This is a genomic window from Micromonospora sp. BQ32 (genome assembly GCF_059358895.1).
On the sequence record NZ_JCADBI010000004.1, the window covers coordinates 1 to 25,632 of the forward strand.

Annotated in this window: 26 protein-coding genes and 2 pseudogenes; 15 read left to right on the forward strand and 13 right to left on the reverse strand. The window is 68.5% G+C overall.

Going from position 1 to position 25,632, the window contains the following annotated elements; genetic code table 11:
• Window positions 1–738: 738 nt before the first annotated feature.
• The 6 genes and pseudogenes from AC5L30_RS09590 (at window position 739) to AC5L30_RS09615 (ending at window position 4,900) form a co-directional block, all read left to right on the forward strand.
• Window positions 739–1,488, forward strand: a complete 750-nt coding sequence (locus AC5L30_RS09590; RefSeq protein WP_494866584.1) for an SDR family NAD(P)-dependent oxidoreductase — start codon at window positions 739–741, stop codon at window positions 1,486–1,488.
• Between the two features lie 445 nt (window positions 1,489–1,933).
• Window positions 1,934–2,326: a hypothetical protein gene (locus AC5L30_RS09595; RefSeq protein ID WP_494866585.1), complete on the forward strand. Its 393-nt coding sequence runs from the start codon at window positions 1,934–1,936 to the stop codon at window positions 2,324–2,326.
• 233 nt (window positions 2,327–2,559) lie between these two features.
• Window positions 2,560–3,093: pseudogene (locus AC5L30_RS09600) on the forward strand (IS5 family transposase); the annotation flags it as partial.
• A 14-nt stretch (window positions 3,094–3,107) separates the two neighbouring features.
• Complete coding sequence (locus AC5L30_RS09605; RefSeq protein WP_494867211.1) at window positions 3,108–3,281, forward strand: hypothetical protein; 174 nt, start codon at window positions 3,108–3,110, stop codon at window positions 3,279–3,281.
• A gap of 137 nt (window positions 3,282–3,418) precedes the next feature.
• The gene (locus AC5L30_RS09610; RefSeq protein ID WP_494866586.1) at window positions 3,419–4,129 is read left to right on the forward strand and encodes an alpha/beta fold hydrolase; all 711 of its coding nucleotides are present in this window, start codon (window positions 3,419–3,421) and stop codon (window positions 4,127–4,129) included.
• 75 nt (window positions 4,130–4,204) lie between these two features.
• The gene (locus AC5L30_RS09615) at window positions 4,205–4,900 is read left to right on the forward strand and encodes a trimeric intracellular cation channel family protein (RefSeq protein WP_494866587.1); all 696 of its coding nucleotides are present in this window, start codon (window positions 4,205–4,207) and stop codon (window positions 4,898–4,900) included.
• Window positions 4,901–5,182: 282 nt separating this feature from the next.
• Here the strand turns inward: AC5L30_RS09615 and AC5L30_RS09620 are convergent, their stop codons facing one another.
• The 4 genes from AC5L30_RS09620 to AC5L30_RS09635 form a co-directional block, all read right to left on the reverse strand.
• Window positions 5,183–5,692 (reverse strand): cupin domain-containing protein, encoded by a 510-nt coding sequence (locus AC5L30_RS09620; protein WP_494866588.1) that lies wholly within the window; start codon window positions 5,690–5,692, stop codon window positions 5,183–5,185.
• Between the two features lie 255 nt (window positions 5,693–5,947).
• A complete protein-coding gene (locus AC5L30_RS09625) occupies window positions 5,948–6,097 on the reverse strand; it encodes a hypothetical protein (protein WP_494866590.1) in 150 nt (49 codons plus the stop codon).
• 1 nt (window position 6,098) lies between these two features.
• Window positions 6,099–6,509: an SDR family NAD(P)-dependent oxidoreductase gene (locus AC5L30_RS09630; protein WP_494867179.1), complete on the reverse strand. Its 411-nt coding sequence runs from the start codon at window positions 6,507–6,509 to the stop codon at window positions 6,099–6,101.
• 167 nt (window positions 6,510–6,676) lie between these two features.
• Window positions 6,677–7,555: a threonine/serine exporter family protein gene (locus tag AC5L30_RS09635; RefSeq protein ID WP_494866591.1), complete on the reverse strand. Its 879-nt coding sequence runs from the start codon at window positions 7,553–7,555 to the stop codon at window positions 6,677–6,679.
• Between the two features lie 168 nt (window positions 7,556–7,723).
• Between AC5L30_RS09635 and AC5L30_RS09640 the strand changes: the two genes are divergently transcribed.
• On the forward strand, window positions 7,724–7,978 hold the full coding sequence (locus AC5L30_RS09640; RefSeq protein ID WP_494866592.1) for a hypothetical protein: 255 nt from the start codon (window positions 7,724–7,726) through the stop codon (window positions 7,976–7,978).
• Here the strand turns inward: AC5L30_RS09640 and AC5L30_RS09645 are convergent.
• Complete coding sequence (locus AC5L30_RS09645) at window positions 7,951–8,298, reverse strand: winged helix-turn-helix transcriptional regulator (protein ID WP_494866593.1); 348 nt, start codon at window positions 8,296–8,298, stop codon at window positions 7,951–7,953. The two genes, AC5L30_RS09640 and AC5L30_RS09645, sit on opposite strands and share 28 nt — an antisense overlap.
• A gap of 86 nt (window positions 8,299–8,384) precedes the next feature.
• On the opposite strand from AC5L30_RS09645, the gene AC5L30_RS09650 reads away from it, so the two are divergent.
• On the forward strand, window positions 8,385–9,275 hold the full coding sequence (locus tag AC5L30_RS09650) for a pirin family protein (protein WP_494866594.1): 891 nt from the start codon (window positions 8,385–8,387) through the stop codon (window positions 9,273–9,275).
• Between the two features lie 5 nt (window positions 9,276–9,280).
• Here AC5L30_RS09650 and AC5L30_RS09655 read toward each other — a convergent pair whose 3' ends face one another.
• Together AC5L30_RS09655 and AC5L30_RS09660 are read right to left on the reverse strand one after the other, a co-directional pair.
• Window positions 9,281–9,550 (reverse strand): ricin-type beta-trefoil lectin domain protein, encoded by a 270-nt coding sequence (locus AC5L30_RS09655; protein WP_494866596.1) that lies wholly within the window; start codon window positions 9,548–9,550, stop codon window positions 9,281–9,283.
• Between the two features lie 271 nt (window positions 9,551–9,821).
• Window positions 9,822–10,160: a hypothetical protein gene (locus tag AC5L30_RS09660; protein ID WP_494866597.1), complete on the reverse strand. Its 339-nt coding sequence runs from the start codon at window positions 10,158–10,160 to the stop codon at window positions 9,822–9,824.
• 270 nt (window positions 10,161–10,430) lie between these two features.
• Between AC5L30_RS09660 and AC5L30_RS09665 the strand changes: the two genes are divergently transcribed.
• Together AC5L30_RS09665 and poxB are read left to right on the forward strand one after the other, a co-directional pair.
• On the forward strand, window positions 10,431–11,345 hold the full coding sequence (locus AC5L30_RS09665) for an acetoacetate decarboxylase family protein (RefSeq protein ID WP_494866598.1): 915 nt from the start codon (window positions 10,431–10,433) through the stop codon (window positions 11,343–11,345).
• Window positions 11,346–11,418: 73 nt separating this feature from the next.
• Window positions 11,419–13,149, forward strand: a complete 1,731-nt coding sequence (poxB, locus tag AC5L30_RS09670; RefSeq protein ID WP_494866599.1) for a ubiquinone-dependent pyruvate dehydrogenase — start codon at window positions 11,419–11,421, stop codon at window positions 13,147–13,149.
• Window positions 13,150–14,383: 1,234 nt separating this feature from the next.
• On the opposite strand, the gene AC5L30_RS09675 is transcribed toward poxB, so the two are convergent.
• Together AC5L30_RS09675 and AC5L30_RS09680 are read right to left on the reverse strand one after the other, a co-directional pair.
• The gene (locus AC5L30_RS09675) at window positions 14,384–14,890 is read right to left on the reverse strand and encodes a sigma-70 family RNA polymerase sigma factor (RefSeq protein WP_494866600.1); all 507 of its coding nucleotides are present in this window, start codon (window positions 14,888–14,890) and stop codon (window positions 14,384–14,386) included.
• 534 nt (window positions 14,891–15,424) lie between these two features.
• Window positions 15,425–16,858, reverse strand: coding sequence for an alpha/beta hydrolase (locus AC5L30_RS09680; protein WP_494866602.1), 1,434 nt, complete (start codon window positions 16,856–16,858; stop codon window positions 15,425–15,427).
• A gap of 580 nt (window positions 16,859–17,438) precedes the next feature.
• Between AC5L30_RS09680 and AC5L30_RS09685 the strand changes: the two genes are divergently transcribed.
• The 5 genes and pseudogenes from AC5L30_RS09685 (at window position 17,439) to AC5L30_RS09705 (ending at window position 22,181) form a co-directional block, all read left to right on the forward strand.
• Window positions 17,439–18,278 carry an alpha/beta fold hydrolase gene (locus AC5L30_RS09685; protein WP_494866603.1) on the forward strand — a complete coding sequence of 280 codons (840 nt, stop codon included), beginning with the start codon at window positions 17,439–17,441 and terminating at the stop codon, window positions 18,276–18,278.
• 159 nt (window positions 18,279–18,437) lie between these two features.
• Window positions 18,438–19,055: a DUF1345 domain-containing protein gene (locus tag AC5L30_RS09690; protein ID WP_494866604.1), complete on the forward strand. Its 618-nt coding sequence runs from the start codon at window positions 18,438–18,440 to the stop codon at window positions 19,053–19,055.
• 120 nt (window positions 19,056–19,175) lie between these two features.
• Window positions 19,176–19,478: pseudogene (locus AC5L30_RS09695) on the forward strand (MarR family winged helix-turn-helix transcriptional regulator); the annotation flags it as partial.
• A gap of 188 nt (window positions 19,479–19,666) precedes the next feature.
• Window positions 19,667–20,563: a hypothetical protein gene (locus AC5L30_RS09700; protein WP_494866606.1), complete on the forward strand. Its 897-nt coding sequence runs from the start codon at window positions 19,667–19,669 to the stop codon at window positions 20,561–20,563.
• Window positions 20,564–20,720: 157 nt separating this feature from the next.
• A complete protein-coding gene (locus AC5L30_RS09705) occupies window positions 20,721–22,181 on the forward strand; it encodes a neutral zinc metallopeptidase (RefSeq protein WP_494866607.1) in 1,461 nt (486 codons plus the stop codon).
• Between the two features lie 70 nt (window positions 22,182–22,251).
• Here the strand turns inward: AC5L30_RS09705 and AC5L30_RS09710 are convergent, their stop codons facing one another.
• The 4 genes from AC5L30_RS09710 to AC5L30_RS09725 all read right to left on the reverse strand — a co-directional run bounded on the left by AC5L30_RS09710 (window position 22,252) and on the right by AC5L30_RS09725 (window position 25,632).
• Complete coding sequence (locus AC5L30_RS09710) at window positions 22,252–22,977, reverse strand: anti-sigma factor (protein WP_494866609.1); 726 nt, start codon at window positions 22,975–22,977, stop codon at window positions 22,252–22,254.
• 23 nt (window positions 22,978–23,000) lie between these two features.
• A complete protein-coding gene (locus AC5L30_RS09715) occupies window positions 23,001–23,531 on the reverse strand; it encodes a sigma-70 family RNA polymerase sigma factor (protein WP_494866610.1) in 531 nt (176 codons plus the stop codon).
• 103 nt (window positions 23,532–23,634) lie between these two features.
• Window positions 23,635–24,237, reverse strand: a complete 603-nt coding sequence (locus tag AC5L30_RS09720) for a COG4315 family predicted lipoprotein (protein ID WP_494866611.1) — start codon at window positions 24,235–24,237, stop codon at window positions 23,635–23,637.
• 42 nt (window positions 24,238–24,279) lie between these two features.
• The gene (locus tag AC5L30_RS09725; protein ID WP_494866612.1) at window positions 24,280–25,632 is read right to left on the reverse strand and encodes a LysM peptidoglycan-binding domain-containing protein; all 1,353 of its coding nucleotides are present in this window, start codon (window positions 25,630–25,632) and stop codon (window positions 24,280–24,282) included.

The following is a 25,632-nucleotide window of genomic DNA, read 5'->3' on the forward strand; positions in this document are numbered from 1 at the left end:
GAGCCCGGAGTCGGCGAGAAGCTGACGGTTGATGTGCCGACGCAGGTCCTCCTGCATCGTCAGGAAGCTGTACCAGGTCCGTCGCTCACGGTCGTCAAACTGCTCGGCCTCAGTCACCATGCCAGTCTAGGCAGCAGGCCAGACGGTATCGATTTGAGTGACTCATCACTCGTCTAGGCATGCTGTCCCGACGGATCTTCCTGGAGGGGCGTGCGAGATCTCGACCGGGTATCCGCAGCTAGAGAGCCTGCCTTTGGCGTAGAAGGCTCTGTCAACAGCCACACCCCGCGCTCACTGTGACGCTTTTGACACGCCTTGTCGCGGCTCAAAGGGTGGTGCATCATCTACGTAGTAGGTGACGGATCACTGATGGAGAAAGCTGACCCTCATGGCACGGATTTGGCTTGTCACGGGAGCGGGCTCGGGGCTCGGGGCCCGGTCGCGAGATCTCACGCGGCGCTGGCGGCCGGCAATGGGGTCATCGCGGCCGACCGCCGGATCAAGGGGACGACCGAGCTCGCCTCTGCCTACCCGGGGCGGGCCGAGGCGGGGGAGCTGGACGTGACCGATTCCGCTCGGATCGATGCCTGCCTCAACGCGGCGGCCCAGCAGACGCAAGAGGAGCGGGAAGCCTGGGAGTCGCTATCCCGTGGCACCGACTTCGACGAGAAGTAATTCCGCACGCCATCGGCGCACGGTACCGGAGTGGCTGGCAACGGCCGGGAAAGGAGTTCGATCATGGGACGGGTAGAGGGTAAGACGGCAATCGTCACCGGCGGGGGGAAAGGGATGGGGGCGGCCACGGTGAGCTTGCTCGCCGCCGAGGGAGCCCACGTGATCGCTGCTGACGTCGACACCGACAGCGCCGAGGAACTCGCAGCGCGGCTGGGTGCGAACGTCGTCGCCCGCCGACTGGACGTCCGGTCCCCGGCGGACTGGGCCGAGGTCGTTCGGGACGCCGAGAATGATTTCGGACCGGTCGGCATCCTGGTCAACAACGCCGGCATCGCCGACCCCGGCGTCCTGGACGACTGGGACGTCGCGCGCCTGCAGCACACGCTGGACGTCAATCTCATCGGAGCCTTCAACGGCCTTCAGGCAGTCACCGCAAGCATGCGACGCGCCGGGGGCGGATCGATTATCAACATCGGCTCGGTGGCAGCCTTCCAGGGCGTACCGCGCATGCTCGGCTACGTGGTTTCCAAGTGGGGCCTGCGGGGACTGACCAAGACGGCTGCCCTGGAGCTGGGTCGAGACGGCATCCGAGTGAACGCGGTGCATCCCGGGCAGACCAGGACCCCGATGACCGAGGGCGTCGTCTTCGACACCAGCAACATCGCGCTCGGTCGTGTCGGCGTACCCGAGGACATCGCACAGGCCGTGCTGTTCTTCGCATCCGACGAGTCCAAGTTCGTCACCGGCAGCGAGGTATTGGTCGACGGCGGTCAAGTCGCCGGCCCGGCTGACTACCAAGGCCTACCGCAGTAGGCAGGCCCGCCAGGATCCCCTCCGACGGCCCTCAGTCGCTGCAGCGACCAGGGAGATGTTGGTTGTCGTCGCCCACCTCCGGTGCCGGCACCCCCCGCTGCAGCCCGATCCGTCCGTGCTCGCCATCCTGAGAGGACGGCGCGCACGGGCCGGGTCGCCGCGGGGCACTCCGGCCCGGCCACCCAGAACCGGCGACACACCCGCTGCTCCTTTGTCGTCCAACTGCAGGCCAGATCCATCGCGGCGGCGAAAGGTGCCATTCCGGTGTCGGGCTCGACCGCTGTGAACCACTCCAGGGCGCTGCGGGTGCCCCGGTGACTCACGTCACCGACATCTATTGGAGTGACGTGTGAACTCGGGTCACTCGCCATCGTCCTCTTTGGATGAAGGCCACATCTGTCATCGACCGGCAAGGCTGAGCGGTCGTGCGAGAGGAGCGAGAGCGTTGAAGAAATCCATCGGTATGGCTGCCACCGCAGTCACGGGGACGGTAGTCGCAGGGCTGGCTCTGCTGACTGCCCCCACGGCGGCGCAGGCTGCGACCAGTACCTGCGGCAGCGTACCGTATGTTTCCTTCGGAAATCTGTGTGCGAATATTGACTCGAACCCCGGCTACCGGGCGGTAATCACTACGGACGGCGATGGCGGCGGTCTCCTACTGGATTTTAATCTGATCTGTGCCAACAACCGGTGGTTCGGTGACGGAGGCACTTTCAGCACCGTGGCGAATCGCCAGTATTCCTATGTGTTCAAGGTCGGCAATCAGGGCAACTGCAAGGTCAGGCTCTACAATATGAGGAACGGCGACTACTTCGACACCGCCTACATCACCCCTTGATCGAAGCGGTGCGGCGGCCGTCTTCAGCTAACCGGCCGCCGCACCGGCTGCCATCACCATTGACTTGCCTCGATTGTTGTTCGGTCTTGTTTCCCGAAGAGCGATTTGTCATTGGATCAGCAACGCTTGCTCGCGGGTGTGGATCGAAGTCAGCGTTGCCATACCTTCGCGGGTTCGCGGCAAGCCTCTAGGCAAACGGATCGTTCTGTCTGAACGTGAGGAGGGGTGAGCAGCTGCAGTGGATCGTCTCGGACGACCTGTGGGCCGAGATCGCGCCGCTGCTGCCAACCCGACCACCACGGCGGCAGCCGCTACCCCGGCAACAAGCCGCTGGATGACCGCGAGGTGTTGTGCGGGATACTGTTCGTGCTCTACACCGCGATCCCCGTGGAAATACCTACCCCAAGAGCGTGGGTTTGGGTCGGCCGTCACCTGCTGGCGTAGGTTGCGGGCTGGAATGACGCCGGCGTGTGCCAACGACTGTACGAGGTCCTGCTCGGCAAACTGCGCGGCCGCCGACCAACTCGACATGTCCCGGGCGGTGGTAGACGACTCCCACATCCGGGCGCTCAAGGGCGGCCCAAAACCGGTCCGAGCCCGGTCGACCGCCGCAAGCCAAGCTCGAAACACCACGTCATCACCGACGCGGGCGGCATTCCCCTCGCGAGCCTGACCGGCGGCAACCGGCACGATGTCACCCAACTCCTGCCCCTGGTCGACGAGATCCCAGAATCAAGGGCGTCCGAGGCCGACCGCGGCAACAACCGGACCAGATACGGAATTGGGCGCGCTCGTCGACCGGCACCCCCAGCAGCATGGCCGGTCGAGCAGCTTCGTCACCCTCGCCTCGTGGGGCCTCCGCCGTAACATCGCCGACCCGGCCGTGCTCGGCGACCGCGCCGCAGCCCTGCAGACCTACCTCGACCTGCGCGAAGGCCGAGCTGCCGCGCCCTGACCGTGGCACTGTCGGTGTTAGCACGCTCACTCTTGTCGCGGCACCCGTCATGCAATATATTGCATGACGGGATGGTCAGTCGAACCACGTGGACCCCGCTCCGGCAGCGACGGCGCGGCATCGAAAGGACGAGCCTCATGAGCACCACTGGAAAAGAGATCAAGAACGTCGTGCTGGTGCACGGCGCGTTCGCCGACGGTTCAGGCTGGCGCGGCGTGTACGACAAGCTGACGGCCCGGGGCTACCGGGTCACGATCGTGCAAAACCCGCTCACCTCGCTGGAGGACGACGTCGCGGCGACCACCAGGGCGCTCGACCTGCAGGACGGCCCCGCGATTCTGGTTGGCCATTCTTGGGGCGGCACGGTCATCACCGAGGCCGGCGTTCACCCCAAGGTCGCCGGACTCGTCTACGTGTCGGCCCTGGCCCCCGACGCGGGCGAGACCAGCGTCCAGCAGTACGAGGGGTTCGCCGAGACGCCCGACTTCGTCATCGACGTCTCCGAGGACGGATACGGCTTGCTCAACGGCGACAAGTTCAAGGCCGGCTTCGCCGCAGACACCAGCGACGCCGATGCCGCCTTCCTGCGCGACTCGCAGGTGCCGATCAACATGGCGGTGTTCTCAACGGCGGTGAAGAACGCCGCCTGGCGCGGCAAGCCGAGCTGGGCGGTTATCGCAACCGAGGACAGGGCGTTCGACCAGGCGATGCTGCAGCACATGGCCAAGCGCATCGGCGCCGAGATTACCAACGTTTCGGCTAGCCATGCTCTCTTCCTTACCCAGCCCGGCGTCGTCTCCGACGTCATCGTGACCGCCGCGCAGAACGCCGGCGGCAGCGCTCACTGACCTACCTACGACTTCACCCCGGGCCGGCTCGCACCTCACGTGAGCCGGCCCCGAGCCTTGTCGGAGTGTGACCGCATGTCCACCACGCCGTTCCAGGTGGCGCTCTGGATCGAGCTGCTCGCCGCGGGACTGGGCGGCCTCCAAGGCGCCCTGTTTGCAGCCGGGGAGAGACACCGCCGCATTGACGTGCTCGGGGTCATCGTTGTCGGGCTCGCCGTCTCGGTCGGGGGAAGCCTGCTGCGCGACGTTGTGCTCAACCAGTCGCCCGTCGTGATCTGGATGAACTGGTACCTGCTGGTGGCCGGCGCCTCAGCGATTTTCGGCATGGTGCTGCAGCCGGTGTTCGCCCGAGCGGACTGGCTGATCACCGTGCTTGACGCGATCGTCATGGGACTGTTCGGTGCGGTCGGGGCCTCGAAGGCGCTGTCTCTCGGCGTCGGCGAAACCGGGGCACTGGTCGTCGGTGTCATCGGAGCCATCGGAGGCGGCATGTTACGCGACATCATCATGAGCCGGCCGATCTCCTTCCTGCACATCGGCAGCCTTTATGCCGTCGCCGCTGGAGCCGGGGCCGGTGCACTCATCCTGCTCGTTGAGTTCGGCACACCGATGCCGGTAGCCGGCATCGTCTGCGTGGTGGTGACCACATTCATGCGTTTGGCCGCCATTCGCTTCGGCTGGACCGTCCCCGAGCAGCGGGCGGTGAGCTTTCGGACCCGACGGAGGCGCCGGCCGCGCTTGAGGCTCAACCTCAGGTCCACTTTTAAGTGACTGCCGATCGGCACGATGGGCGAAGCCGGCCGGTGAAGGCACGGGAAGTCGTGCCCCGGCCGATGCCTGTGTCAGGCGAACCCGTTGACCGGGGGAGGAGCGTCCCATGCGACTTGAGCGAAACGTCCGGCGGGGCGCCGCGGCCCTGGTGGCCGTAGTGAGGCTCGGAGCCGCCACCGCGCTCGCGACAATGACGAGCACGGTGGCGGACAGGGCGAGAAGTCGACGGGCGAGGACAGTACGGGGTCGGTGATTCAACGTCGGTTCCGACTCCCGGACAGGCTACACAGCCTCCACGCCGTATTTGCGGAACAAGCTCAGCATGCTCTCGTCGAAACGTTCGGGTCCCCAGTTGTCGACCTGCACACCCGGCTCAGGTTCGTCGCCACCCTCCACGAACAGACCTTCGGCACCAGCCGGCGTGTAGATGAAAAGCAACCTCGTCGTGTGCAGACCGACGTTTTTGAAACGGTGACGAACCATCCGGGGAATGTGGACGATATCGCCGGTAGACGCGGTGAAGGTCCGCTGACCGTCCAGAAACTCGAGTTCACCCGAGAGCAGATAAAAGGTCTCCTCCTGCTCGGCGTGAGTATGCGGCACGGGACCGCCACCGGGAGGCACGCTGGCCTCCACGATTCCGACGGAGCCGCCGGTCTGGGCCGCCTGAAGGCGAACGGTGTAGACGTCACCGGAGAACCATTTGGTCACCCCCTGACCGGCGGCCACGTGAAGGCCGCCCCCGGCGGCGTCGCGTGCATCCATGTCGGCTCCGGGAATAAAAATGCTCACAAGGGCTCCCTAGGTGAGGGCTGCGTCGTCTGTCCACCTGCGATGGTGGCCTCCCGTGGAGCACGGAAGGGCACCATCGAACTACTTGACGCTGCTCTGGCCGGATTGTTCATTGGGAGACGGAAGTCCGTGTTCAGTGGGCGAGTTCCTCAAGCCGCTCGCGGCACGCAACGCATCGAGTGGCCCTTCAGGCCGACGTGATGTCGGTGGTGATTGGCAAGTCCCGGCCCGCCTCGAAGTCCTCAGCCAAGGCTTTCACCCGCCCTCGGGCGAGCCGTAGGAGTCCGAACCAAGCAGCTGGTGCAGCGGCGCCTTGCCGGACACCCCGACCTCGATGATCGCGGCCGCGACCTTGACCGGATCGCCGAGCTGAGTGCCCGGCGTTGCCAGCTGGGCATCAGTCATCTCACGGATCGCCCCGTATCCCTCCGCTTGGCGTTCCGGCAGGCTGAGCGCCGGCGGACGCAGGGAGTCGGGTCCGCGTGTAGCCCGGCTCGATGGCGTTGACCTCGATGCCGAATCCGGCGACCTCGCCCGCGAGCGCATCCGACAGGCCCCTTGAGGGCGTACTTGGCGGAGCAGTAGAGGGCCCAGCCCGGAAAGGCCGAAGGCCCAGGACAGACGAGACGTTGATGATGTGACCGCGGCTGGCGGTGCGTATGCCCGGCAGAACCGCGCGCAGCAGATCCCAGGCACGAAGATCTGCACCTGTAACATCCGCTGGACTTCGGCGTTGCTGGTCTCCTCGACTGCGCCGAGGAAGTCGTAGCCGGCATTGTTGGCGACCACGTCGAGGCCGCGCCGAGACGGTCCTCAGCTGCGGCGACCGCCGTAGCCACCGCCGACTCGTCGGTGAGGTCGAGCTCGCGCGACAGCAGCCGTTCGCGGGGGAACGGGTCCGAGGGCCCGACCGAGGCGCCGGCCCGAACGAGTTGTCGCCGCGACGTTGTCACCTCGTTCGAGCAGCTGCTTGACGAGGCGTTATCACCGGTGTTTGACGGATCGGCGGGCGGCGGCGGGGCATGCAATGAGGTCTCCGAACGCCACACCCGCGGCGATGGCCAGCCCGATGGCGAGCGCGAGAATGAGGGTGACCAGGCCGCTCACCACGTCCTGGGTGGCCAGCTGATAGAAGCCCCGGTAGGCGGTAAGGCCCGGGAGGAGCGGGATGACCCCGGACAACAGGATGGCCTGCGTGAGCTGGCCGGAGCCGCGCCGGGACAGACCCGTCGCCAGTCCGACCACGATGGCCGCGACACCGCTGGCGGCCACCAAGCCGAAATCCGTGAGCATGGTGACGGCGGCGTAGGCGGCCCAAGCCGTTCCCCCGATGACGAAGGCGGCCGGTAGCGAGCGCAGCGGTGCATCGGTGGCCAGCGCGAACATGGCCGCCGACATGGCCGCGGCCACCGTGGTGAGGCCGAAGCCGGCCATTTCGGCCGGCAGGGGCTCGGCCGGGTTGAGATCGAGGTCGAGCACGAGGCCCAGTTTGAGGCCGAGGATGACGCCCGCCAGCAGTCCGGCCGACAGCAACGCGATCTCCGCCGCACGGCCGGCCGCCGTGACATAGAAGCCAGAGATGGCGTCTTGGACGGTTCCCACCACCGTCAATCCCGACAGCAAAGCGGTGAGACCGGCCGCGATGATCAGCGATGGCTGGGTGTCGGTGGGCAGCGCGCCGGCGGCCAGCAGGCCGAGCGTGGTGACGGTCGCCATCAGGGCACCAGTGACCTGCAAGAAGAACGGCGCGACGTCCCGGCCGCGCAGAACCCACCCGAGGCGGTCAATGAGCGCGGTCACAACGAACGCGGTCAGAGCGATCACCGTCGAACCGCCGAGCGCGCCTGTCCCGTCTGCTGGCACTGCATCCGGGCCCGGACGTCACGCTTCCGGCGGTGGCGAGCCTTCGTGGCCTGTCCGTGCGTAATGCCCGCGCGGTGTTCGGCGAGCTGGTAGGCAGCAGGCTGGTTAGAGCGCCGGCCCGGTCGCTACGGCGCCCACGATCTGATCGCCGCGTACGCGCCTGAGCTGATGCTCGACTCCGACCCCGAGGTGGAGCGCGACGCGGCCGCGGACCGGCTGCTCATGTACTACCGGGGTGCCGCCTATGCGGCCAACCTCTTCATAAATCCCGATATCGACGCGGATCCGCCTGTTGAGCACGACGGGGTCGTCGTCTATACCCCGAAGAGCGACAAGGAGGCCGCGGGGGCGGCCGGTGGGCGGCGGTCTCCGGCCGGAATGCCCGCACGCTGTGGTCACGCATCACCAGGGGGCGGGAAATAGCGCTCACTCCAGCGCGACAACGGCTGCAGCGAGGCGATCAGCTCCTCGGCCTCCGGTGTGAGGGCGTAGGTGATCTGGACCGGTGTGCTGGGGATGACGGAGCGCTCGACGAGGTGGCGCTCCTGCAGCTGCTTGAGGCGCAGCGTGAGCTGCGGATCCGAGATGCCCGGGACCATCGCGCGATACTCCTTGAAGCGCCGGGCGCCGCGAGCCCCGGCGAGCAGGATGGGTCCGGTCCAGCGGGTGCCGATGATGTCGATCGCGCGCAGGATGCGCAGGCAGCTTTCCTCGTCGACCCGAGTGTTGTGCGGCTTGTTCACTTCTCCAGAGTAAGTAGCTTTCGAGGCGTTTGCCAACCCGGTCGAGCGGCAGGACGCTTCCATCAAGCGAAGAGAAAGAGGGCATCATGTCCCCGCACAACGCACCGATGGCCCGCAAAGTGCAGCGCGTGCTCGACAAGGTCGAACTCGGTCCGACCCCCATGTCGGCGCACAGCTCGCTGATCATCGCCCCGGGCCAGAACGCCCGGACCGATCCGTTTTTGGTGATGGGGGAGGAGCTGGTCAACCAGCCCGGGTTCGACTGGCATCCGCACCGCGGCATGGAGACCGTGACCCTGATCCTGGACGGAGCACTCGAGCACGGCGACAGCATGGGCCGCGCCGGAGTACTCGGGCCCGGGGACGTGCAGTGGATGACCGCGGGTCGCGGCATCATCCACCGTGAGGTCGCCGCCCGGTCGGAGCATGCGCACATCCTGCAGCTGTGGGTCAACCTGCCGTCCGACCAGAAAATGGTGCCTACCCGCTATCAGGACCTGCGGGCCGGCATGCACGCCGTGCACACCGAGCCCGGTGTGCTGGTCCAGCTGATCTCGGGTGAGACCGCGACGATGCACGGGCCGGCGGTCAACCAGTGGCCGATCCTCGGAATGCTGATCACGTTGGACCCGAAGACGGAGTATCGGCAGCTGCTCGACGGCGACCAGCGTGCGTTCGCGTACGTGATCTCCGGTCGGCTCATGGCGGGCGGCCGCACTGTGCGGGCCGGGCAGATCGCCTGGTCCGATCCGGTCACGCGGCCGGGCGACCCGACCACGCTGGCGCTGGCCACCGGCGACGGGGACGAGCAGACCAAGGTGTTGCTCGTGGCCGGGAGCCCCATCGGTGAGTCTGTGTACGCCAGCGGCCCGTTCGTGATGAACTCGCGCGACGAGATCGAGCAGGCGTACCGCGACTTTCACTCCGGCAAGTTCGGCAGCATCCCGCAGCACACCCGCTTGCCCGCCGGTGCCTGAGCGGCTCAGTTCCACTTCTGATTGTCGCTGCCGGCGCAGGTCCAGATCTGCGCCGGCACGCCATTGCCACTGTTCCAGTCGGGCACGTCCACGCACATGCCGGCCGAAGCCCTCACCAGGTCGCGGGCGGCGTTAAGGGTGACCTGCTGCCGCGCCGGCCCGGAGCAGGTGGTGGCACGCATTCGGGCGCCGCTCGCGGTCGACCCGAGTTCCACACACTGGCCGAGAACTCGAAGCGTCACGTCGCCCGGGACGTGGAACGCGGACCAGGGCACGACAACCAGTTCCTCGCCCTTGTGGAAGAAGTGGGCCGGTTTGCCGTTGACCTCGACGCCGGCCGGACCCCGACCGGCGAAGTCGAGGTCGAAGCGGGACAGGTGCTGGGTGGCGACGGCGGTGATGGTGACGTCACCGAGCGTGGACGACCGACCTTGCCGGCTGGTGATGCGGGCGACACCAGGCCCGGTGCCGTGCCGGCGGGCGTCGGCACGGCCGCCGCCTTGCGTGCTCGGGCTCGCAAGGCGGCGGTGGCAAGCGCCGAGCTGATCAGAACGAGTACGCCCGGAACGACTGGTACTTGCCGGCCGTGAAGGTGCGGAACGTGCCGAGGTTCTGCTGGCCTCCGGTGCAGTTCGGGCCGGTGAAGGCGCTTACCTGTTCGACGATGCGCTCCCCGGTGAGCGAGGCCGCGCTCGGGGGCATGGCCAGGCAGGTGCCGTCGGGCTCGGCGACGTACAGCAGGATCTTGGCGAAGGTGCCCTCGAAGATGCTCAGGCCCGACTCCGGGACGTCGACGGCGGCCTGTGCGGGTTGAGCTTGCAGGCCGACCAGCGCCATGACGCCGGCTGCGGTCAAGCCCGCGACAGTACGAATCTTCTTGCCCATGCTGAGTCCTCCTGGATCGATTCTCTTGTCAAGCCGACCGCGCGCGCTACCACCAGCCTTTCGTAGGTCCCTTGCGTCGGCAACTAATTGACACATGACTTTGTAGACAAGAAAAACGGACCGATGCATTGAATTCTGGCCCCTGGGATTCGTAACGCCGTCCGAGCGCGCCAATGACTCCTGGCCCGATGAACATCGGCCGACTAGGTCCGTCTCGATGAGTGCGGGAGCGGTCGCCCGGCCGCTGCCACTTCGCACCGAGGGAGAGATATGACGGAGAGAGACGTCGACCGGCGCACCGTCCTGAGTGGGCTCGGGGTCACCGCAGTGGCCGCGACCGGAGTGATCGGCCCGGCCCGGCCGGCCCAGGCCGCGCCTTCCGCGGCAACCACGCCGGAAAGGCTGAAGGGCTACACCGTTCCGCTCAGCGCCCGCGGCGTAGCCAACCTGGCCCCCAAGCCGCCGTGGCACTACGTCGCCGACGCTCTCGGGGTCGAGTTCTGGACCACGCCCGCCGCCGCGGCGGCCGCCTTGCCGACCGGCCTCGACCCGGATCCTGCTCAGCCCGGCCACGGTTTCGCGATGTGCGTCGAGTGGCAGTTCGCAGCGACGCCGGCCGACTGGCTCGACCCGACCTACAGCCAGTACTCGGAGTTCCTGGTCTTCCTGGACGCAAGCTACCAGGGCAGGCCGGTCACCTGGTGTCCCTTCATCTATGTGGACAACGACAATTCGCTGGCCCGCGGGTGGGTGCAGGGATTCCCGAAAAAGCTCGGCCAGATCCGGCAGACCCGGGCGTATGCGGTGGCGAGTCAGGCGGCGCCGGTGCTCGGCCCCGGCGGCCGGTTCGGCGGCAGCCTGTCGGCCGGCGGCCGCCGGATCGCGGAGCTGGACGTCACGCTGAAGGAGCCCACCACTGGGTTGCCGGCGCTGACCCGGCCGCTGGTGAACCTGCGGCACTTTCCGCGGCTCACCGCCGGGCAGCACGATCACCCCGCGGTCCACGAGCTGACCCAGTCGGTGCTGACCAGCCTCATGGTCGACAACGCCTGGATCGGCTCGGGTGACCTGCGGTTCCTGCCGTCGCCGCGCGAGGAGATCGCCGACCTGGCCATCCAGCGCGTCGGCGTCGGCTTCCGCGGATCGCTGTCGTACACGGTGAAAGACCTGACCATCCTCGCCTGACCGGCGCGCCGCGGCGGGTCGCGGTTCGCGGCCCGCCCCGCGGCGACCATTGCAGCTATCGCACGGAGGAACGATGACATCAGCCGCCGAGCATCTGGTGGCCACCCTCAAGGCGTCGGGCATTCGCCGCATCTATGGTCTGCCCGGTGACTCGCTCAACGGGTTGACCGACGCTATCCGCCGCGAGGACGACATCGCGTGGCAGCACGTACGGCACGAGGAAGCCGCGGCTTTCGCCGCGGCCGGGGAGGCCGCCGTCACCGGGGAACTGGCCGTCTGCGCGGCCAGTTGCGGACCCGGCAACCTGCATCTCATCAACGGCCTGTTCGACGCGCAGCGCAGCGGCGTGCCGGTGCTGGCCATCGCGGCGCAGATCCCGTTGGCTGAGATCGGCACCGGCTACTTCCAGGAGACCCGCCCGCAGGACCTGTTCCGCGAGTGCAGCGTCTACGCCGAACTGGTCAGCACGGCCGAACAGCTGCCGCGCATGCTGCGGATCGCGATGCGTACCGCGATCGAGCGGCGCGGCGTCGCCGTACTGGTCGTACCAGGTGAGGTGTTTCAGGGCCGGGTGCCGTCCGATACGCGAGTCAGAGCGGTGCAGGCGACCACCTCGGTCACGGTGCCCGGCGAGGACGACCTGGCGGCCGCGGCCGAGGTGCTCAACGCGGCGCAGCGGGTCACGATCCTCGCCGGCGCGGGCTGCGAAGGAGCGCACGCCGAATTGCTGGCGACCGCTGAACGACTACAGGCTCCGATCGTGCACGCCTTGCGGGGAAAGGAGTTCGTCGAGTACGGCAACCCGTACGACGTCGGCATGACCGGGCTTCTCGGCTTTCCGTCGGGTTACCGCGCGATGGAGCACTGCGACACCCTGCTCATGCTCGGCACCGATTTCCCGTACCGGCCCTTCTATCCGGACGGCGTGAAGGTCGTGCAGGTCGACATCCGCGGCGAGCGGATCGGGCGGCGGGTCGCGGTCGACGTGCCCCTCGTCGGCGGGGTCAAAGAGACGCTCACCGCGCTGCTCCCGCGTCTGACGGACCACGGCAGCGAGCATCTGCGCCTGATGATCAGCCACTATCGGCGTACGCGGGCCCGGTTCGACTCGCTTGCCACCGCAAGAGGCGGTCGTGGCCCCATCCACCCGCAGACGGTGGTCGCCGCCATCGACCGGCTCGCCGCCGAGGACGCCGTCTTCACACCGGACGTCGGCACTCCAACGTTGTGGGCGGCGCGCTACCTGAGCATGAACGGGCGGCGGCGGCTGATCGGCTCGTTCACCCACGGGTCGATGGCGAACGCGCTGCCGCAGGCTATCGGCGCGCAGTCGGCGTATCCGTCGCGGCAGGTGGTGTCGCTGTCAGGTGACGGCGGCCTGGCCATGCTGCTCGGCGAGCTGCTCACGCTGCGCCAGCAACAGCTGCCGGTCAAGGTCGTCGTGCTGAACAACGCGGCCCTGGGATTCGTCGAGCTCGAGATGAAAGCGGCCGGGGTGCTCAACTACGGCACCGACCTGACCAATCCCAGCTTCGCCGACGTGGCGCAGGCGATCGGCCTGTACGGGCGACGCGTGGAGCGGCCGAGTGACCTGGAGAGCGCGCTGAAGGACGCCTTCGCGCACCCCGGCCCCGCGCTCGTCGACGTCGTGACCGAACGCGAGGAGCTCGCGCTCCCGCCCAAGGTCAGCTTCGAGCAGGCGAAGGGCTTCACCCTCTGGGCCACCCGCTCGATCCTCAACGGCTCGGGGAACGACGTGCTCCACGTCGCCTCGGCCAATTTGCGCCAGCTCCGGCTCGAGTAGGACGCGCTGGCGTGAGGTCCACCACGCCGGTCTACGCATGGGGCTGAAAACCGTGGCAGGAACCCCGTCGAACAGAGAGCGATGACGGTCTTCCGACGTCTCCAGCGGAAGGCCGTCATCCGCTCAGTTCGTGTGAAGCGGCCGGACTGCCCATCACTCGGCGGACGCCGGCCCATTCTCCATCACAGTAGGCGTGGTACATGAGGTTCGCGTTCCGTCCACGAAGGCAGTCGCTGGCGCTGGTTTCGGCGGCCGGCGGGCTGGCGTCGCTGCTCGCTGTCCCGGGTGCCGAGGCAGTCTCGGCGCCATGACACCGCCGACGCCGGGCGATGGCGTACCGAGATCGGCTGGCCGGTCTTCCGGCTGACCCCCGCCTGACGACCGCCACACGCACCCGGCGGCGACGCCCACGCTGAACGCCATGATCAGACGCCGTCGTGAGCTCGCCGTCGTGAGCTCGCCGTCGTGTAACGGCTGCTGGACCGGGCCGTCCCCGGCGCGGGCGGGCGGGCGGCTGACTGTGGTGGGCCTGGCGGACCCGGGAAGACGGTGCTCGCCGAGGTCGCGGCGGAGTTGGCCCGACAGCGCCGGATGCCGGTGAGTCGGGCGCCGGTGGCCGGCGTCCGGGCGCTCGGCTGGTGATCCTCGATGATCTCGGCCCGGCCACGGGCCCGGCGGATCTCGGCCGGCTGGTTCTCGGCGGCGCCGCGATGCTGGCCACCACCACCGCGGCCACGAGGTCCGGCCAGCACCACTATCTGGCCCCGTTTCCGAGGCGGAACTGGCCGCCCTGCTGCCCGGGCGGCCTGTAAAAACGGTGCAGGCGGTGTGGTTGCTCACCGTGGGCTAGCCGGGTCCGGCTCTGGATCTCGCGGCGGTCGTGTCGCTGGACTCGGGCCAAGACGCGGTTGTCGAGCTGGCCCTCACCTCGCTGTCGCGGGGAGAGTTCCTCGTTCTCGACATGGCGCTGATCCGGTTGCTGGTGCGGCTGGCCACCGCGTCCAGATCGTCGACCTGGCTCGGCGGGCCGGGGATGCGGTACTCGATCGCCGCACGGGGCATCAGCTATCGATGGGTCACCGCGGCGAAACCGCCGGCACCCTACGTCGGTTGGCTGACTGCGGCCACTGCCGTTATGGTGCTGCCCGGAGGTCACCTGCCGCACCTGGAGCGACCAGCCGAGCTCGCCCGGCTGCTTTCGAAGGAAGCTGAGGCGAGGGCTTCGTACGCCCGCTCAGCGGATGACCCCATTTCGGAGGGCCTCCAGGGCATAGTGCAGGCGCGACCGCACCGTTCCCAGCGGTATGCCGAGGCACTCGGCCACCTCGAACGGTGAGCGGTTCTCGATGAGGATCGCGATCAGCACGTCACGGTGGGCCTGGCTCAAACCGGCCACAGCCTCCCGCAGCGTCACATTGGCGATGGCCACCGAGGCCGTCAGATCCTCGAGCGCATCGTGTTCGGCCGGCGGTTCCACCTCGACCGGACGTGCCCGCTTCCGGCGGCATTCGTCGATGACCACATGGCGAGCGACCGTGAGCAACCATCGGCGGCCGGCCTGCTCGCCGGCCGGGAGGGCGCTCAGGTTCCGCCACGCTCGCAGCATCGTCTCCTGGACCAGGTCCTCGGTGCCCTGATCGGAGGTCATGTCCGAGACGTAGCGGGTCACCGGCAAGCAGTGCCGGGACACCAGTTGACGCATGCGGTCGTCGGCATCGGACGAGTGATCCGGACGAGACATGGAACAGTGCATCCCCTCGGTGGTGGAGAGCTGTGACAGCGGCCGCCACCGAACTTAGGGAGGGTGAGCTGAATAATTTGTGATGCCGGAGTGACATGAGCGGACGGTGTTGACCTTCTCCCCGGGGGAGAGCCGACCGTAGTGGCATGGACAAGACATCAGGCAGCGGCACCGCCCTCTCGTGAGACGAGTTGCCGGCCACCATCACCACGTATCTGCCCGCGCACGAGGCTTACGACAACAAAACCGCAATCAACACCTTCGCCGTTGGCGCTGTCGTGACCGATGACGGGCGCACCTATGACGGCCGGGACCAGATCCTGGGCTGGGTGGACAAATCGTCCGGCGAATATTCGTACACCACCGAATTTGCCGGTGCCACCGGTCGATCTGCACTACCGATTCACCCTCGACGGCGATTCCATCACCCGGCTCGTGATCGAGCCGTAGCCGCCACTGTAGTGCTACCGCTGTCGGCTGCCGGTGGATTCTCACCCGGCAGCCCGACAGCGACGCGGCTCCGCTCAACTCGGCTCAGGGGCGTGGTTCCACCGCTGCGCATCTCGCGCCCGGTGCGGGCAGCCGCCCGCCGATCAGATAGCGGTCGACGACCGCATCGGGGCACGGCAGATGCTGGCGGTAGACCCCGTGACCCCACCCCTGGTAGGTGAACAGTCGTGCGTTCGGGCCGATCTGCTCGGCCACCGTGGCCGCCCAGCGGCGCGGAGTGGCCGGATCGTGCTGGGCGGCGACCACGAGGACGGGACGGCGAGTGTCGACGTCCACGGGATGCTGCGGATTGGTGACATTGCCGCGGTAACCGAGGCAGAAGCCGAAGGACTCTGCGGCTGCCGCGCCGACCCGCAGGTGAGGCGCCACCGATGCGGCCTCCTCGGCGATGCGTGAGAAGTCCGTGAAGCTCCGGACACCGGTCCGCCAGTCCTGGCAGAACGCGAGATCCGCCAGGGGTTGCACCTCTGCCATGGAGGCGGCTGCGGTGGAGAACGTTGCCTGTCCACTGTCCAACGCGGCGAGCCGGTCCGCCAGCGCGGGCCAGTTGGCGGGCAGCCAGGTCGTGAACTGGAACTCCGCGCTCAGGCCGTATCGGGTATAGCCGCTGAGGTCGCCGTTGTCCGCTCGCGCCGACAACGAGGCGAACAGCGCCTTGATATCGCGGCCGTGCAGAGCGCACGTCGTCGTCCGGTCGCAGTAGGACGCGAACTGGGTGAGCATGTTCTCGGCCGCCGCGGTGTGGGTGACGAAGAACGACTGCCCGGACTGGCTGTGGTCCATCGGGCTGTCGAGCACCATCGCGCGGAGGCGGTGTGGGTAGTTCTCGGCGTACGCCTGGCCGGTCAGTGTGCCGTAGGAAACTCCGTAGAAGGTGATTGCCTTCTCTCCCAGCGCGGCCCGGATCGCGTCCACGTCATGGGCGACGCTCACTGAGTCGAGATGGTCGGTCAACGGTCCCGTGCGCTGGCGGCAGTCCTCGTACAGCGCTCGGTTGAACGTGACCAGGGCGTTGTAGGCGTGCTTGTTCGCCGGCACCGGCTGCGGCCGCTTCGCCAGAAGCTCGGCCGAACACACGACGGGGTTGCTTCGGCCGACACCACGCGGGTCGAAGCCGACGACGTCGAAGCGGCGAAGGACCTCCTGATTGAAGTAGCGATCGTCGAACACCGCGTCGATGCCGGACAGGCCTGGCCCACCCGGATGGAAGGTGAGGGTGCCGATCCGGGCTGCGGGGTCCGAGGCCGGGCGTCTGGCCAGAGCCAGCTCGAAGGTGGGGCCGTCCGGCCGGGCCCAGTCGACGGGAACGGTGATCGACCCGCACTGCAAGCGCTGATCGGCCTCGTGCTCCGCGCAGGGATGCCAGGCTATGCGGCCGGTTCCGCCGGTCGAGGTCGAGGCCGAGCTGGTGCTGGTGATCGCTGTGCCTCCCAGGCTCAGCACGCCAGCGATCAGCACGCGCAGCGCGGCAGGGAATGTCTTTCGCATCGGTCCTCCGTAGGACGGTGATCGCCTTGCGACGGCAATGGGGGGACACTGCGACACAACGCACGCGGGTCGGGCCGGTTCACCGGAACCCATGGATCGCACCGGACACCAGGTATCTGTCGAATGACCTAACCGATCAGTGCGGTGACTCACGGCAGCGCGGGCGCCGTAGTCCGGGGCACCGGCCCGCGATCGCCGGCACTGAGCGGACGAAAACCGGCTATCCGGACTGATGACCTGACCGTGTCGTGCCGGACGCGCGCCGGCGGTGGGCGAATGACTGATTCGGCGTAAGGGCCGGGAGCCTCTGGCGAGCCGGCGTGGAAGACCATCCCGTCCTGGTTCATCTTGCCGGAACGCGACCTCCCATCGCGCTGGAGACATTCCGTCTCATGGCCGAGCGCGCCAACGCTCGGGAGTCGGTCGAGATTACCGGCGCATCGCATGCCCTGCCGGTGTCGCAGCCGCAGGCGGTGGCCGACTTCATCCTCCGGGCCGCCGCCACCATCTGAAGCCCCTCCGACCGGTTCCACCTGAAAGGACAACTTCCATGAAGCGTGATCTCTGCCGTACGCCGAAGCGGGTGGCTCTCCGGACCGCCATGACCGTGGGCGTGGCAGTGGCTGCGCTCGTGGCCGGGTCGGCCGGTGCGGTGGCGCAGTCACGGCCGTCGGCGAAGAAGCCGACCGTAGTGCTGGTGCACGGCGCGTTCGCCGACTCGTCGAGCTGGAACGGCGTGGTCAAGGAGCTGCTGCGCGACGGTTATCCGGTGGTGGCGGCGGCGAACCCGCTGCGGGGTCTGCACTCGGATGCGCAGTACCTGCGCAGCGTCCTGGCCGGGGTCCAGGGACCGATCGTGCTGGCCGGGCATTCGTACGGCGGTTCGGTGATGAGTGAGGCCGCCGACGGCGACAAGGACGTGAAGGCGGTGGTGTACATCGCCAGCTTCGCCCCGGACAAGGGGGAGAGCACCTCTGGCCTTGCGGCGAAGTTCCCGGGCGGCCAGCTGGGAGAGGCGCTGAATCAGGTGCCGGTGACGGTTCCGGGTGCGGGCGCGGGCACGGACCTGTACATCAAGCAGGACCAGTTCCGGCGCGTGTTCGCGGCCGATGTGCCGCGCAGCGAGACGGCTCTGATGGCGGCGACGCAGCGGCCCATCACGAGCGCGGCGCTGGACGAGAAGGCTACGAAGACGGCGTGGAAGTCGGTTCGCTCCTGGTTCCTGATCACCAAGCAGGACCTGGCGATCCCGGTCGACTCGATGCGGTTCATGGCCGAGCGGGCCGAGTCGCGCACGGTCGAGATCAACGCCTCGCATGCGGTCACGGTCTCCGAGCCGGACGCGGTGGCCGACCTGATCGTCGAAGCCGCCCGGAACACCGTGCGCTGATCGACCGGGACGGATGCCCGGCATGCCGGCTCACCATGAGCAGCCGTGTCATGCCGGGCGCCACCTGCCGTTTCGCCACCGCTGACGAAGGCTGATGAACAGTCGTCCTGCGCGCACGTCGTAGCGGAAGGCAATGCTGTCGATCTTTAAGGAAGGTTCATGGCAAGCAAGGTGGCGCTCATCGCGTCCCGCTTCATCGAGGCAGCTCTCATCGTTCTCGGAATCGTGGTGTTGTTCACCACCGGTGCCCGCACCAACCTCATCCTCTTCTTCTGGGATGCCCTGGCCATCGCCTACCTGGTGATTCGCATCGGTCGTCTGCGCCGTGCGCGGAACAGCACGACGACCGGCTGGCTCGCTCACGGTCTCGGCGGACGCGCCGGACTGATCTTCACCATCTTCACCAGCGTGGTGGGGATCGGTGCGGGACTGTCCATCGTCACGAGCGGGGACGGCCTCGACAAAACGGCCGCTTCGGCTGTCGGCATTCCGGCGGTTCTGTTCGCCTGGGCCATTCTGCACTTCGGGTACGCCGAGCGGTACTCCAAGACCTATTACGCCGCCCTGCCCGAGCCGGTGCTCGTCTTTCCGAACACTGACAAGCCGACGTTCGTCGATTTCACCTACTTCTCGTTCACGCTGGGCACGACGTTCTCGGTGTCCGACGTGGAGACGCAGACCCCCGGCATTCGTCTGCAGATTCTCTCACATTCGGTTCTGGCCTTCGTCTACAACACCGTGAGCATCGGTATCGCGGTCAGCGTCATCTCCGGATGAGCCACCGTGGGCCGAGGGCCGCTGCGGCGCTCGGCCCACGGTTGACTAGGGCGCGATGATGCGCGCCTGCCTGCAGGCGGCAACCGTAGCTGGGGATGACCTCGGCCGCGCCTCACCCATCCGCAATACCTGGTCATGCTCGCGCTGTGGCAGCACGGCCCCCTGCCCGTCCGCAGCCTCGGCCACCTCCTGCAGCTCGACTCGGGCACGCTGTCGCCCCTGCTCAAACGACTCGAAGCTCTCGGACACGTACACCGTGCACCCAACACGGCCGACGAGCGCAGCGTCATCGTCACCGCCCAGGGCGACGTTCTGCGTGCCCGCACCGCGTCTATTCCCATGGCCGTACGCGACCAGCTGGGGATGCCGATCGAGGACATGGAGCACCTGCTCGCCGCCGCCCGGCCTGCGGCGACGGCATAGGAGCCGCTGCGCGCCGACCACTTCGGTACGTTCCACCACCGTCGGCAGTCGAGCCGCTGGCCTTCGGCTGAACCGTTTCCGAGCGGGGTCCGTGTGGATGCCGAACGGCTTCCCGACGTACGGGGGCCGGGTAGAAACTGGGAGACCCCGAGATGATGCGCAAGCACCTAGCGCCCTTTGTTGCCCTCATGACTGCCAGCGCGATGGCGCTGACCGCGTGCAGTTCGACCCCCGAGGCACCCGCGCCGGCGAGGGCCTCCGCCTCGGCCGGTGGCGAGGCCACAGCGCCCGCGGATGGTGCAGCGGGCGGCGACCTCGCGCTGCTCTCCGGCACCGCGAAGTCGAACAAGTCGGAAGCCAACACCGGCGACTGGGCGGTGCCGAACGGCGGCGTCGCGGCGGGGGCGGCCCGTCAGTCGTCGCAGCGGTGGGTCCAGTTGACCGCCAGCAGGGCCGGCGACCTCGACCCTGTGGTCGTGAACGGTGCGGGGCTGACGCTCTACCGCTTCGACAAGGACAGCAACAACCCGCCCACCTCGACCTGCAACGGGGACTGCGCGCAGACCTGGCCGCCAGTCACGGTCGCGCCGCGCGGCAAGGTCTTCATCGCGGGGGTCAAGAAGGCGGCGGTCGGTACGGTCAAGCGCGCCGACGGCACCGTCCAGGTCACCATCGGCGGCTGGCCGGTTTACCGGTTCGCCAAGGACACCAAGCGGGGTGACACCCTCGGCCAGGGCGTCGGAGGCACGTGGTTCGGTGTGACCCCGACCGGCGGCAAGGCCGGCGCGCCGGAGGGCGGCCAGGACACACCCGACACCGGTGACGCGACCGCTCCGCCCGCCACCAGTGCCGTCTTCTTCGACGAGGCGAACTTCAGCGACAACGGTGCCTCCCAGGGCGTGGCCGGCAACGGGTGCCAGAACCTGCCCCGCCCGGGTGCCGCCTCCTCCGTCGCGGCCCCCGGCTCGCTGAAGATCTGGATGGGCCCCAACTGCACCGGCCAATCGAAGGTCATCAACGGTGACGTCGCCGATCTGGCGACGATCGGCTTCGACAACGCCGTCGTCTCGGTCCGCTTCAACTGACCGTCCGATCCCGACCAACGGGTGTGCCGGTCCGGCTCTGCGCCGGGCCGGCACACCCGTCTTCGTATCGGCCGAGCCGTGGCCCAACACGCTCTCTGTCGGCCTGCGCCGATCGAGGTTCCGTGCCCGCGCGTCGACGCCGAGAAGGTGATGGAAAATGATGATTGACAACAGGCGGGCGGCGCCGCCCGGACGGGCGCTGGCCCTCGGCGTGATGACCCTCGGGGTGGCGGCACTGCTCGCCGGCTGCGCCCGGCCCGTGGAGGGTATCGGCGTCGCCGAGCGCTGGAGCGCCACCAGGGTCGCCGGTCTGGAGATCACCACGGGGACGAGTGGTCCCCGGCCAGAGGTGCCCGACTCGGGCCTCGTCGTCGTCGGCAGCGACCGCGGCGAGGCGGACCGGCTCGCCCGCAACGCCGTTGACGACGTGCAGAGGTACTGGTCGGAGGAGCTGCCGGCCACCTTCGGTCGGCGGTTCGAGCCGGTTGCGCGGCTCATCTCGTACGACTCCACCGGCCCGGGCGTCACCGTCTGCGGCAGCAGCACGGAGGGCGCGGTGAATGCCTTCTACTGCCCGGCCGACGACACAGTCGCCTGGGACCGGGGGCAATTGCTTCCCATGCTCAACGACTCGTTCGGACCGATGGCGGTGGTGGCCGTCCTCGCCCACGAGTTGGGGCACGCCGTACAGTTCCGCCTCAACACGGTCGACGGACGCACCAGCTCGATCGTCAAGGAGCAGCAGGCCGACTGCTTTGCGGGCAACTTCATCCGGTGGGTGGCTGAGGGCAACGCCCCGCACTTCCAGCTCTCCACCGGCGCCGGCCTCAACCAGATCCTCGCCACGCTGTTTTTTATCCGCGACGGCGCGGAGACCGGCTTCGAGGCGGAAGGGGCGCACGGCAACGCGTTTGATCGGGTGTCCGCGTTCCAGTTCGGCTTCGGCGACGGCCCCGCCCGGTGCGCCCGCATCGACGAGGCCGAGGTGCGGCAGCGGATCACGCAGCCGGCCGGCGGCCAGCCGGCGACAACCGGAGAGGCGGCCGACAACCTGCCGGTGGACGACCGGGACTCCCTGCTCGCGCTTGAGGAGACACTGCGAGCGGCCTTTGACCGGGGAGGCGCCACGGCCACGCGGCCGGCGATCAGCCTGTCCCTATCGGCGTGCCCGGAGGCGACCGCCACCGTCCCCGCCGCCTACTGCCCGGCTACCAACACGGTTGGGCTCGACCTGGCTGAGCTAGCCCGCCTCGGGACGTCGCCGGACCAGGGACAGGGCGGGATCGGGGACTTCGGGGCTTTCGCGGAGATCGCCTCCCGGTACGCGCTCGCGATGCAACACGCGGACGGCTTTCCGCTCACCGGGCTGGCCACGGCGCAGCGTACGGCGTGCCTCACCGGAGCCTGGGCGGCGATGGTCGTGGCAGGGCGGGGCGCCGTCCTACAGCTCTCTCCCGGCGATCTGGACGAGGCCATCGCCGAGATGTTGGCACCACGGAGCCTGATCGCCGCCGACGTCAACGGTGCCGGTATTCCCTCCGGGTTCGCGCGCGTCGAAGCGTTCCGGGACGGCTTCACCGCCGGCAGGCTGGCGCCCTGCCTGGAGAAGTACCGCTAGCAGCCCGCCCGCGGACCGGGCGGGCCCCGCCGAACCGAACGAGACGGTTGGTCCGGCGAGGCCCGCCCGGCTACAGCTTCACGGTTGCGTACACCTTGCCGTCGGTGTTCTCCACCCGGACACCGTCGACCTCGGCGGGGTCGATCAGGGCACTGCCGTCGAGCGTGGTGCCGTCGGTCGCACCGTCTTCGGACACCAGCCAGCTGCCCCCCAGTACCGTGCTGCCGTCCTTGCCGACGACCAGCAGACGGCAGCGCTCCCCCTGAGGGATCCCGGACACTGCCGCGTTGACCCGCACCCAGCCTGCTGCCGGGGTCAACGCGACGGTGAGCCGGGCACCCGTGGCGGGGTCGGTCGTGCTGGCGTTGCGTGTAGCGGGGTTGGCGGTGATCACCGAGGTCGGCGGGGTGGGTAGGGCACGCGTGTCGGGTGCGTCGCCGGTCGTACGACCCAGCAGGACGCCACCGGACGTCGCAGCGGCGAGAGCTGCCGCCGCGGCAGCGCTCAGGACTACGCGACGGCGCTGGCGACGCCCGGACGATTCGCTGCGAACCTGGCGCAGAGTGCGCTGCAGCAGCAGGTCTCCGCCCTCCGGTGGGCCGTCGAGCAGCATCGCCTCGGGTACGGCCTCGAGGGCGTCCTTCCACTCCTGGAGCGAATCGACCTCGGTGCGGCACTCCGCACAGCCCGCCAGGTGCTCCTCCGCCTGCCGGAGCTGCTCCTTGTCGAGCTCGCCCATCAGATAGCCGCCGATGTCCACGTGGTCACCGGCCGGCGTCAAGCTGTCCGATTTCATGAGGCAGACCGTTCCACCCGGTTTCAGCGCCCCGCGGTGTCGCGTAGCGCACGGAGTGCGTAGTAGGAGCGTGACTTGACCGTTCCCGGCGGGATACCCAGGGCCTTCGCGGCTTCCGCGACTGTACTCCCGAGTAAATAAATTTGCTCGAGGACCTCGCGGTGCTCCTGCGAGAGGCGGTTGAGGGCGTCCACCACTACCATCGAATTGACCACCTGGTCGGCGTGATCTCGCTCCATCGCGACGTCCGTCGGGCTCTCCGGGACCTCGGGCGGTCGCGCCTTTCGGGCGCGCACCGCGTCGGTGATGAGATTACGTACAACGGTGAGCAGCCACCCCCGTACCGATCCCTTGCCGTTGACCAGGCTGTCCGGGTGGCGCCAGGCGCGCACCAATGCCTCCTGGACGATGTCCTCCGCGATGGCCCGGTCCCGGGTCAGTTGTGTCGCGTACGCGAGCATCGCACGGCCGTGTTCCTCGTACAGGGATCGGATCAGGGCCTCGTCTGCTACTTCCTGCCGACGATCGGGCCGCAACCCCGCCATACCTACCATCCTCTGTTGACCCCGCGCCGGCGTCGCCACCGGTGCACCGGGTAACCAGGATGCCTGTCGTACTTCCGAATACCGGCAATCAGGAACGAATGTGTTTCTATGCTCACGTGGGTGAACTTTCAGGTATTCGGCCGATCGGCGCTGCGGCCTTACCCCCATCCGGAGCGACCACGAACCAGAGCCCGTCGGTGCCCTGCCCGGAGGCATGGCCGGGCACCCTGTCGTCCACGAAGCGGTAGACCGGTCGCCCGCCCACGGTCACCTGCTGGGTTCCGTCGGGGCGGGCGGCTGCGCCGAGCCGGGAGGGATCAAGATCCTTGAACTTCACTTTCTCGTTCACCAGCACCGGCAGCCACGCGGCAAGGCAACTTCCGGTGCAGTTCGACTGGGGGGGTGCGGCGCTGTCCCGGTCGAACCGGTAGAGGGTGAAGCCCTGCCCGTCGAGGACCACCGGGCCGAGTTCCGGGTGTTCTCCGAGCTGCACCGACGCCGGCCAGTAACCCCCGTCCGGGCTGCGCTGCCCCAGGTTGTTCGGCGCGCCGGACGCCTGCTGGTTCTGCGCGGCTCCGGATTGCGGCCGCGGCCCGCCGACGTCCGGCTGAGGTAGGGCGACCGGGTCGGTGACCGTGGTGGTGCATCCGGACGCGAGGAGCACGGCGGCCAGCGCGAGGGAACCGAGCAGGGTACGGGGAATGCGTGCCTTCATCGCCACACCAATCGATCGATGGGTTCGGACAGGAGAGCCGGGTCAGCGGTGCCGATTCGGGAGGCGCCGACCGCGCGGCGTCGGACGGTCGAGGTCGAGCCCGAGCACACCGACGTCGAGCGTTCCGTCGGCATCGACCTCGAACCGCCAGGCGGCGTTCGGTGCGTCGCCGACGACCAGGACCGCCGCTGTGCCGCCCGGGGCGGCCGCCAACGCGCCGAGGCGTTCCAGCTCGGTCGGCGGGATCGCGGTGGTGACCAGCACCAGGTGGTTGTGCAGTACGTCGGACTCGTGGACCATGCCCAGGCCGTCGCCGTACGGCGTCAGGACCGCCCGCGCATCGGTGACGACCCGGACCTGCTCCGGGGCCGGCCACGAGGGGGGCGGTGGACCGACCACGCTGATCGTGACGGACGCTGCCCCGTCGCGCCGGCCGATCTCGTCGAGAAAGGCGCGGGCGACGCGCATGGCGGCCACGGGGTCCCCGGTGAGCGCGACGATTCCCGGCGCGCGTCCAAGGTTGACGACGGCCAGCTCATCCCCGACCGTCCCGACGGTGGCGAGCAGCGGCATCCCGTCGCCACCCTCGGCGCCGTCATCGAGCTGCCAGCTCGGTGCCTCCCAGATCGCACCCTGCTGCCGCGCCCGCCACGGAGGCGGGGCGTCCGGTAGCGCCGGTGCCAGCCGCAGCGATACCCGGTCCGGACCGATCAGCGCCGCGTACACCTGGGCTTGGGCGGCCTGCGCAGCGAGCTGCCGCAAGGCGCGGTCCAACACCTGCCGTGAGCCCGGCGCCGGGGCCGGTCGCGCCGGCCCGGCCGCGCGGCGACGCCGCGCCAACAGGACCAGCACCGGTACGACGACCGCCAGCAGCACCGTGCCGATACCGACCAGCGTCGCCGTGATCGGTCGGAGCCCCAGGACGAGCGTCTCACCGCCGTCGGCCGGTGGAGCCGGGGGCACCGCAGCCGGCGCTTCCTCCTGCGGTCGGTCGACCGGCGGAGCCCCCGACTGCTGGTTCACGTTCGGCGTGGCCGTCGGCGGCGGACCGATTCGGATCTCACCGGAGGTCGCGCCCTCGGGGAGGACGAAGACCCAGCCTGCGCGTATCGACTGCGCCGGATCGGTGAGTGCGCGGCCGTCCGGCTGCGTACGCCCCTGGTTGAGCTCGAAGATCTCCGGCCAGCGCCGGCTGTCGCCGAGCGTCCGGTCGGCGACCCCGGGCAGCGTCAAGTCGCTCTCCGCGCCAGGTTCCCCGGGCACCACCCAGTACGGCACCGACGGCTCGACGGCGTCCGCCCCGGTGGGGGTTGACAGGAGGAGTGCGGCCACCGCGGCCAGCACCATTCCGACGCCGGTCATGCGGCGTCCGGCGTGCGCCCTGGTCGAGGGCAT

Bases quoted from the DNA above. Each gene is read 5' to 3' on its own strand.
- AC5L30_RS09590 (WP_494866584.1), top strand. From the start codon at position 739: ATGGGACGGGTAGAGGGTAAGACGGCAATCGTCACCGGCGGGGGGAAA.
- AC5L30_RS09610 (WP_494866586.1), top strand. From the start codon at position 3,419: ATGAGCACCACTGGAAAAGAGATCAAGAACGTCGTGCTGGTGCACGGC.
- AC5L30_RS09615 (WP_494866587.1), top strand. From the start codon at position 4,205: ATGTCCACCACGCCGTTCCAGGTGGCGCTCTGGATCGAGCTGCTCGCC.
- AC5L30_RS09625 (WP_494866590.1), bottom strand. From the start codon at position 6,097: ATGACTGATGCCCAGCTGGCAACGCCGGGCACTCAGCTCGGCGATCCG.
- AC5L30_RS09640 (WP_494866592.1), top strand. From the start codon at position 7,724: ATGCTCGACTCCGACCCCGAGGTGGAGCGCGACGCGGCCGCGGACCGG.
- AC5L30_RS09650 (WP_494866594.1), top strand. From the start codon at position 8,385: ATGTCCCCGCACAACGCACCGATGGCCCGCAAAGTGCAGCGCGTGCTC.
- AC5L30_RS09660 (WP_494866597.1), bottom strand. From the start codon at position 10,160: ATGGGCAAGAAGATTCGTACTGTCGCGGGCTTGACCGCAGCCGGCGTC.
- AC5L30_RS09665 (WP_494866598.1), top strand. From the start codon at position 10,431: ATGACGGAGAGAGACGTCGACCGGCGCACCGTCCTGAGTGGGCTCGGG.
- poxB (WP_494866599.1), top strand. From the start codon at position 11,419: ATGACATCAGCCGCCGAGCATCTGGTGGCCACCCTCAAGGCGTCGGGC.
- AC5L30_RS09675 (WP_494866600.1), bottom strand. From the start codon at position 14,890: ATGTCTCGTCCGGATCACTCGTCCGATGCCGACGACCGCATGCGTCAA.
- AC5L30_RS09685 (WP_494866603.1), top strand. From the start codon at position 17,439: ATGAAGCGTGATCTCTGCCGTACGCCGAAGCGGGTGGCTCTCCGGACC.
- AC5L30_RS09690 (WP_494866604.1), top strand. From the start codon at position 18,438: ATGGCAAGCAAGGTGGCGCTCATCGCGTCCCGCTTCATCGAGGCAGCT.
- AC5L30_RS09700 (WP_494866606.1), top strand. From the start codon at position 19,667: ATGACTGCCAGCGCGATGGCGCTGACCGCGTGCAGTTCGACCCCCGAG.
- AC5L30_RS09705 (WP_494866607.1), top strand. From the start codon at position 20,721: ATGATGATTGACAACAGGCGGGCGGCGCCGCCCGGACGGGCGCTGGCC.
- AC5L30_RS09710 (WP_494866609.1), bottom strand. From the start codon at position 22,977: ATGAAATCGGACAGCTTGACGCCGGCCGGTGACCACGTGGACATCGGC.
- AC5L30_RS09715 (WP_494866610.1), bottom strand. From the start codon at position 23,531: ATGGTAGGTATGGCGGGGTTGCGGCCCGATCGTCGGCAGGAAGTAGCA.
- AC5L30_RS09720 (WP_494866611.1), bottom strand. From the start codon at position 24,237: ATGAAGGCACGCATTCCCCGTACCCTGCTCGGTTCCCTCGCGCTGGCC.
- AC5L30_RS09725 (WP_494866612.1), bottom strand. From the start codon at position 25,632: ATGCCCTCGACCAGGGCGCACGCCGGACGCCGCATGACCGGCGTCGGA.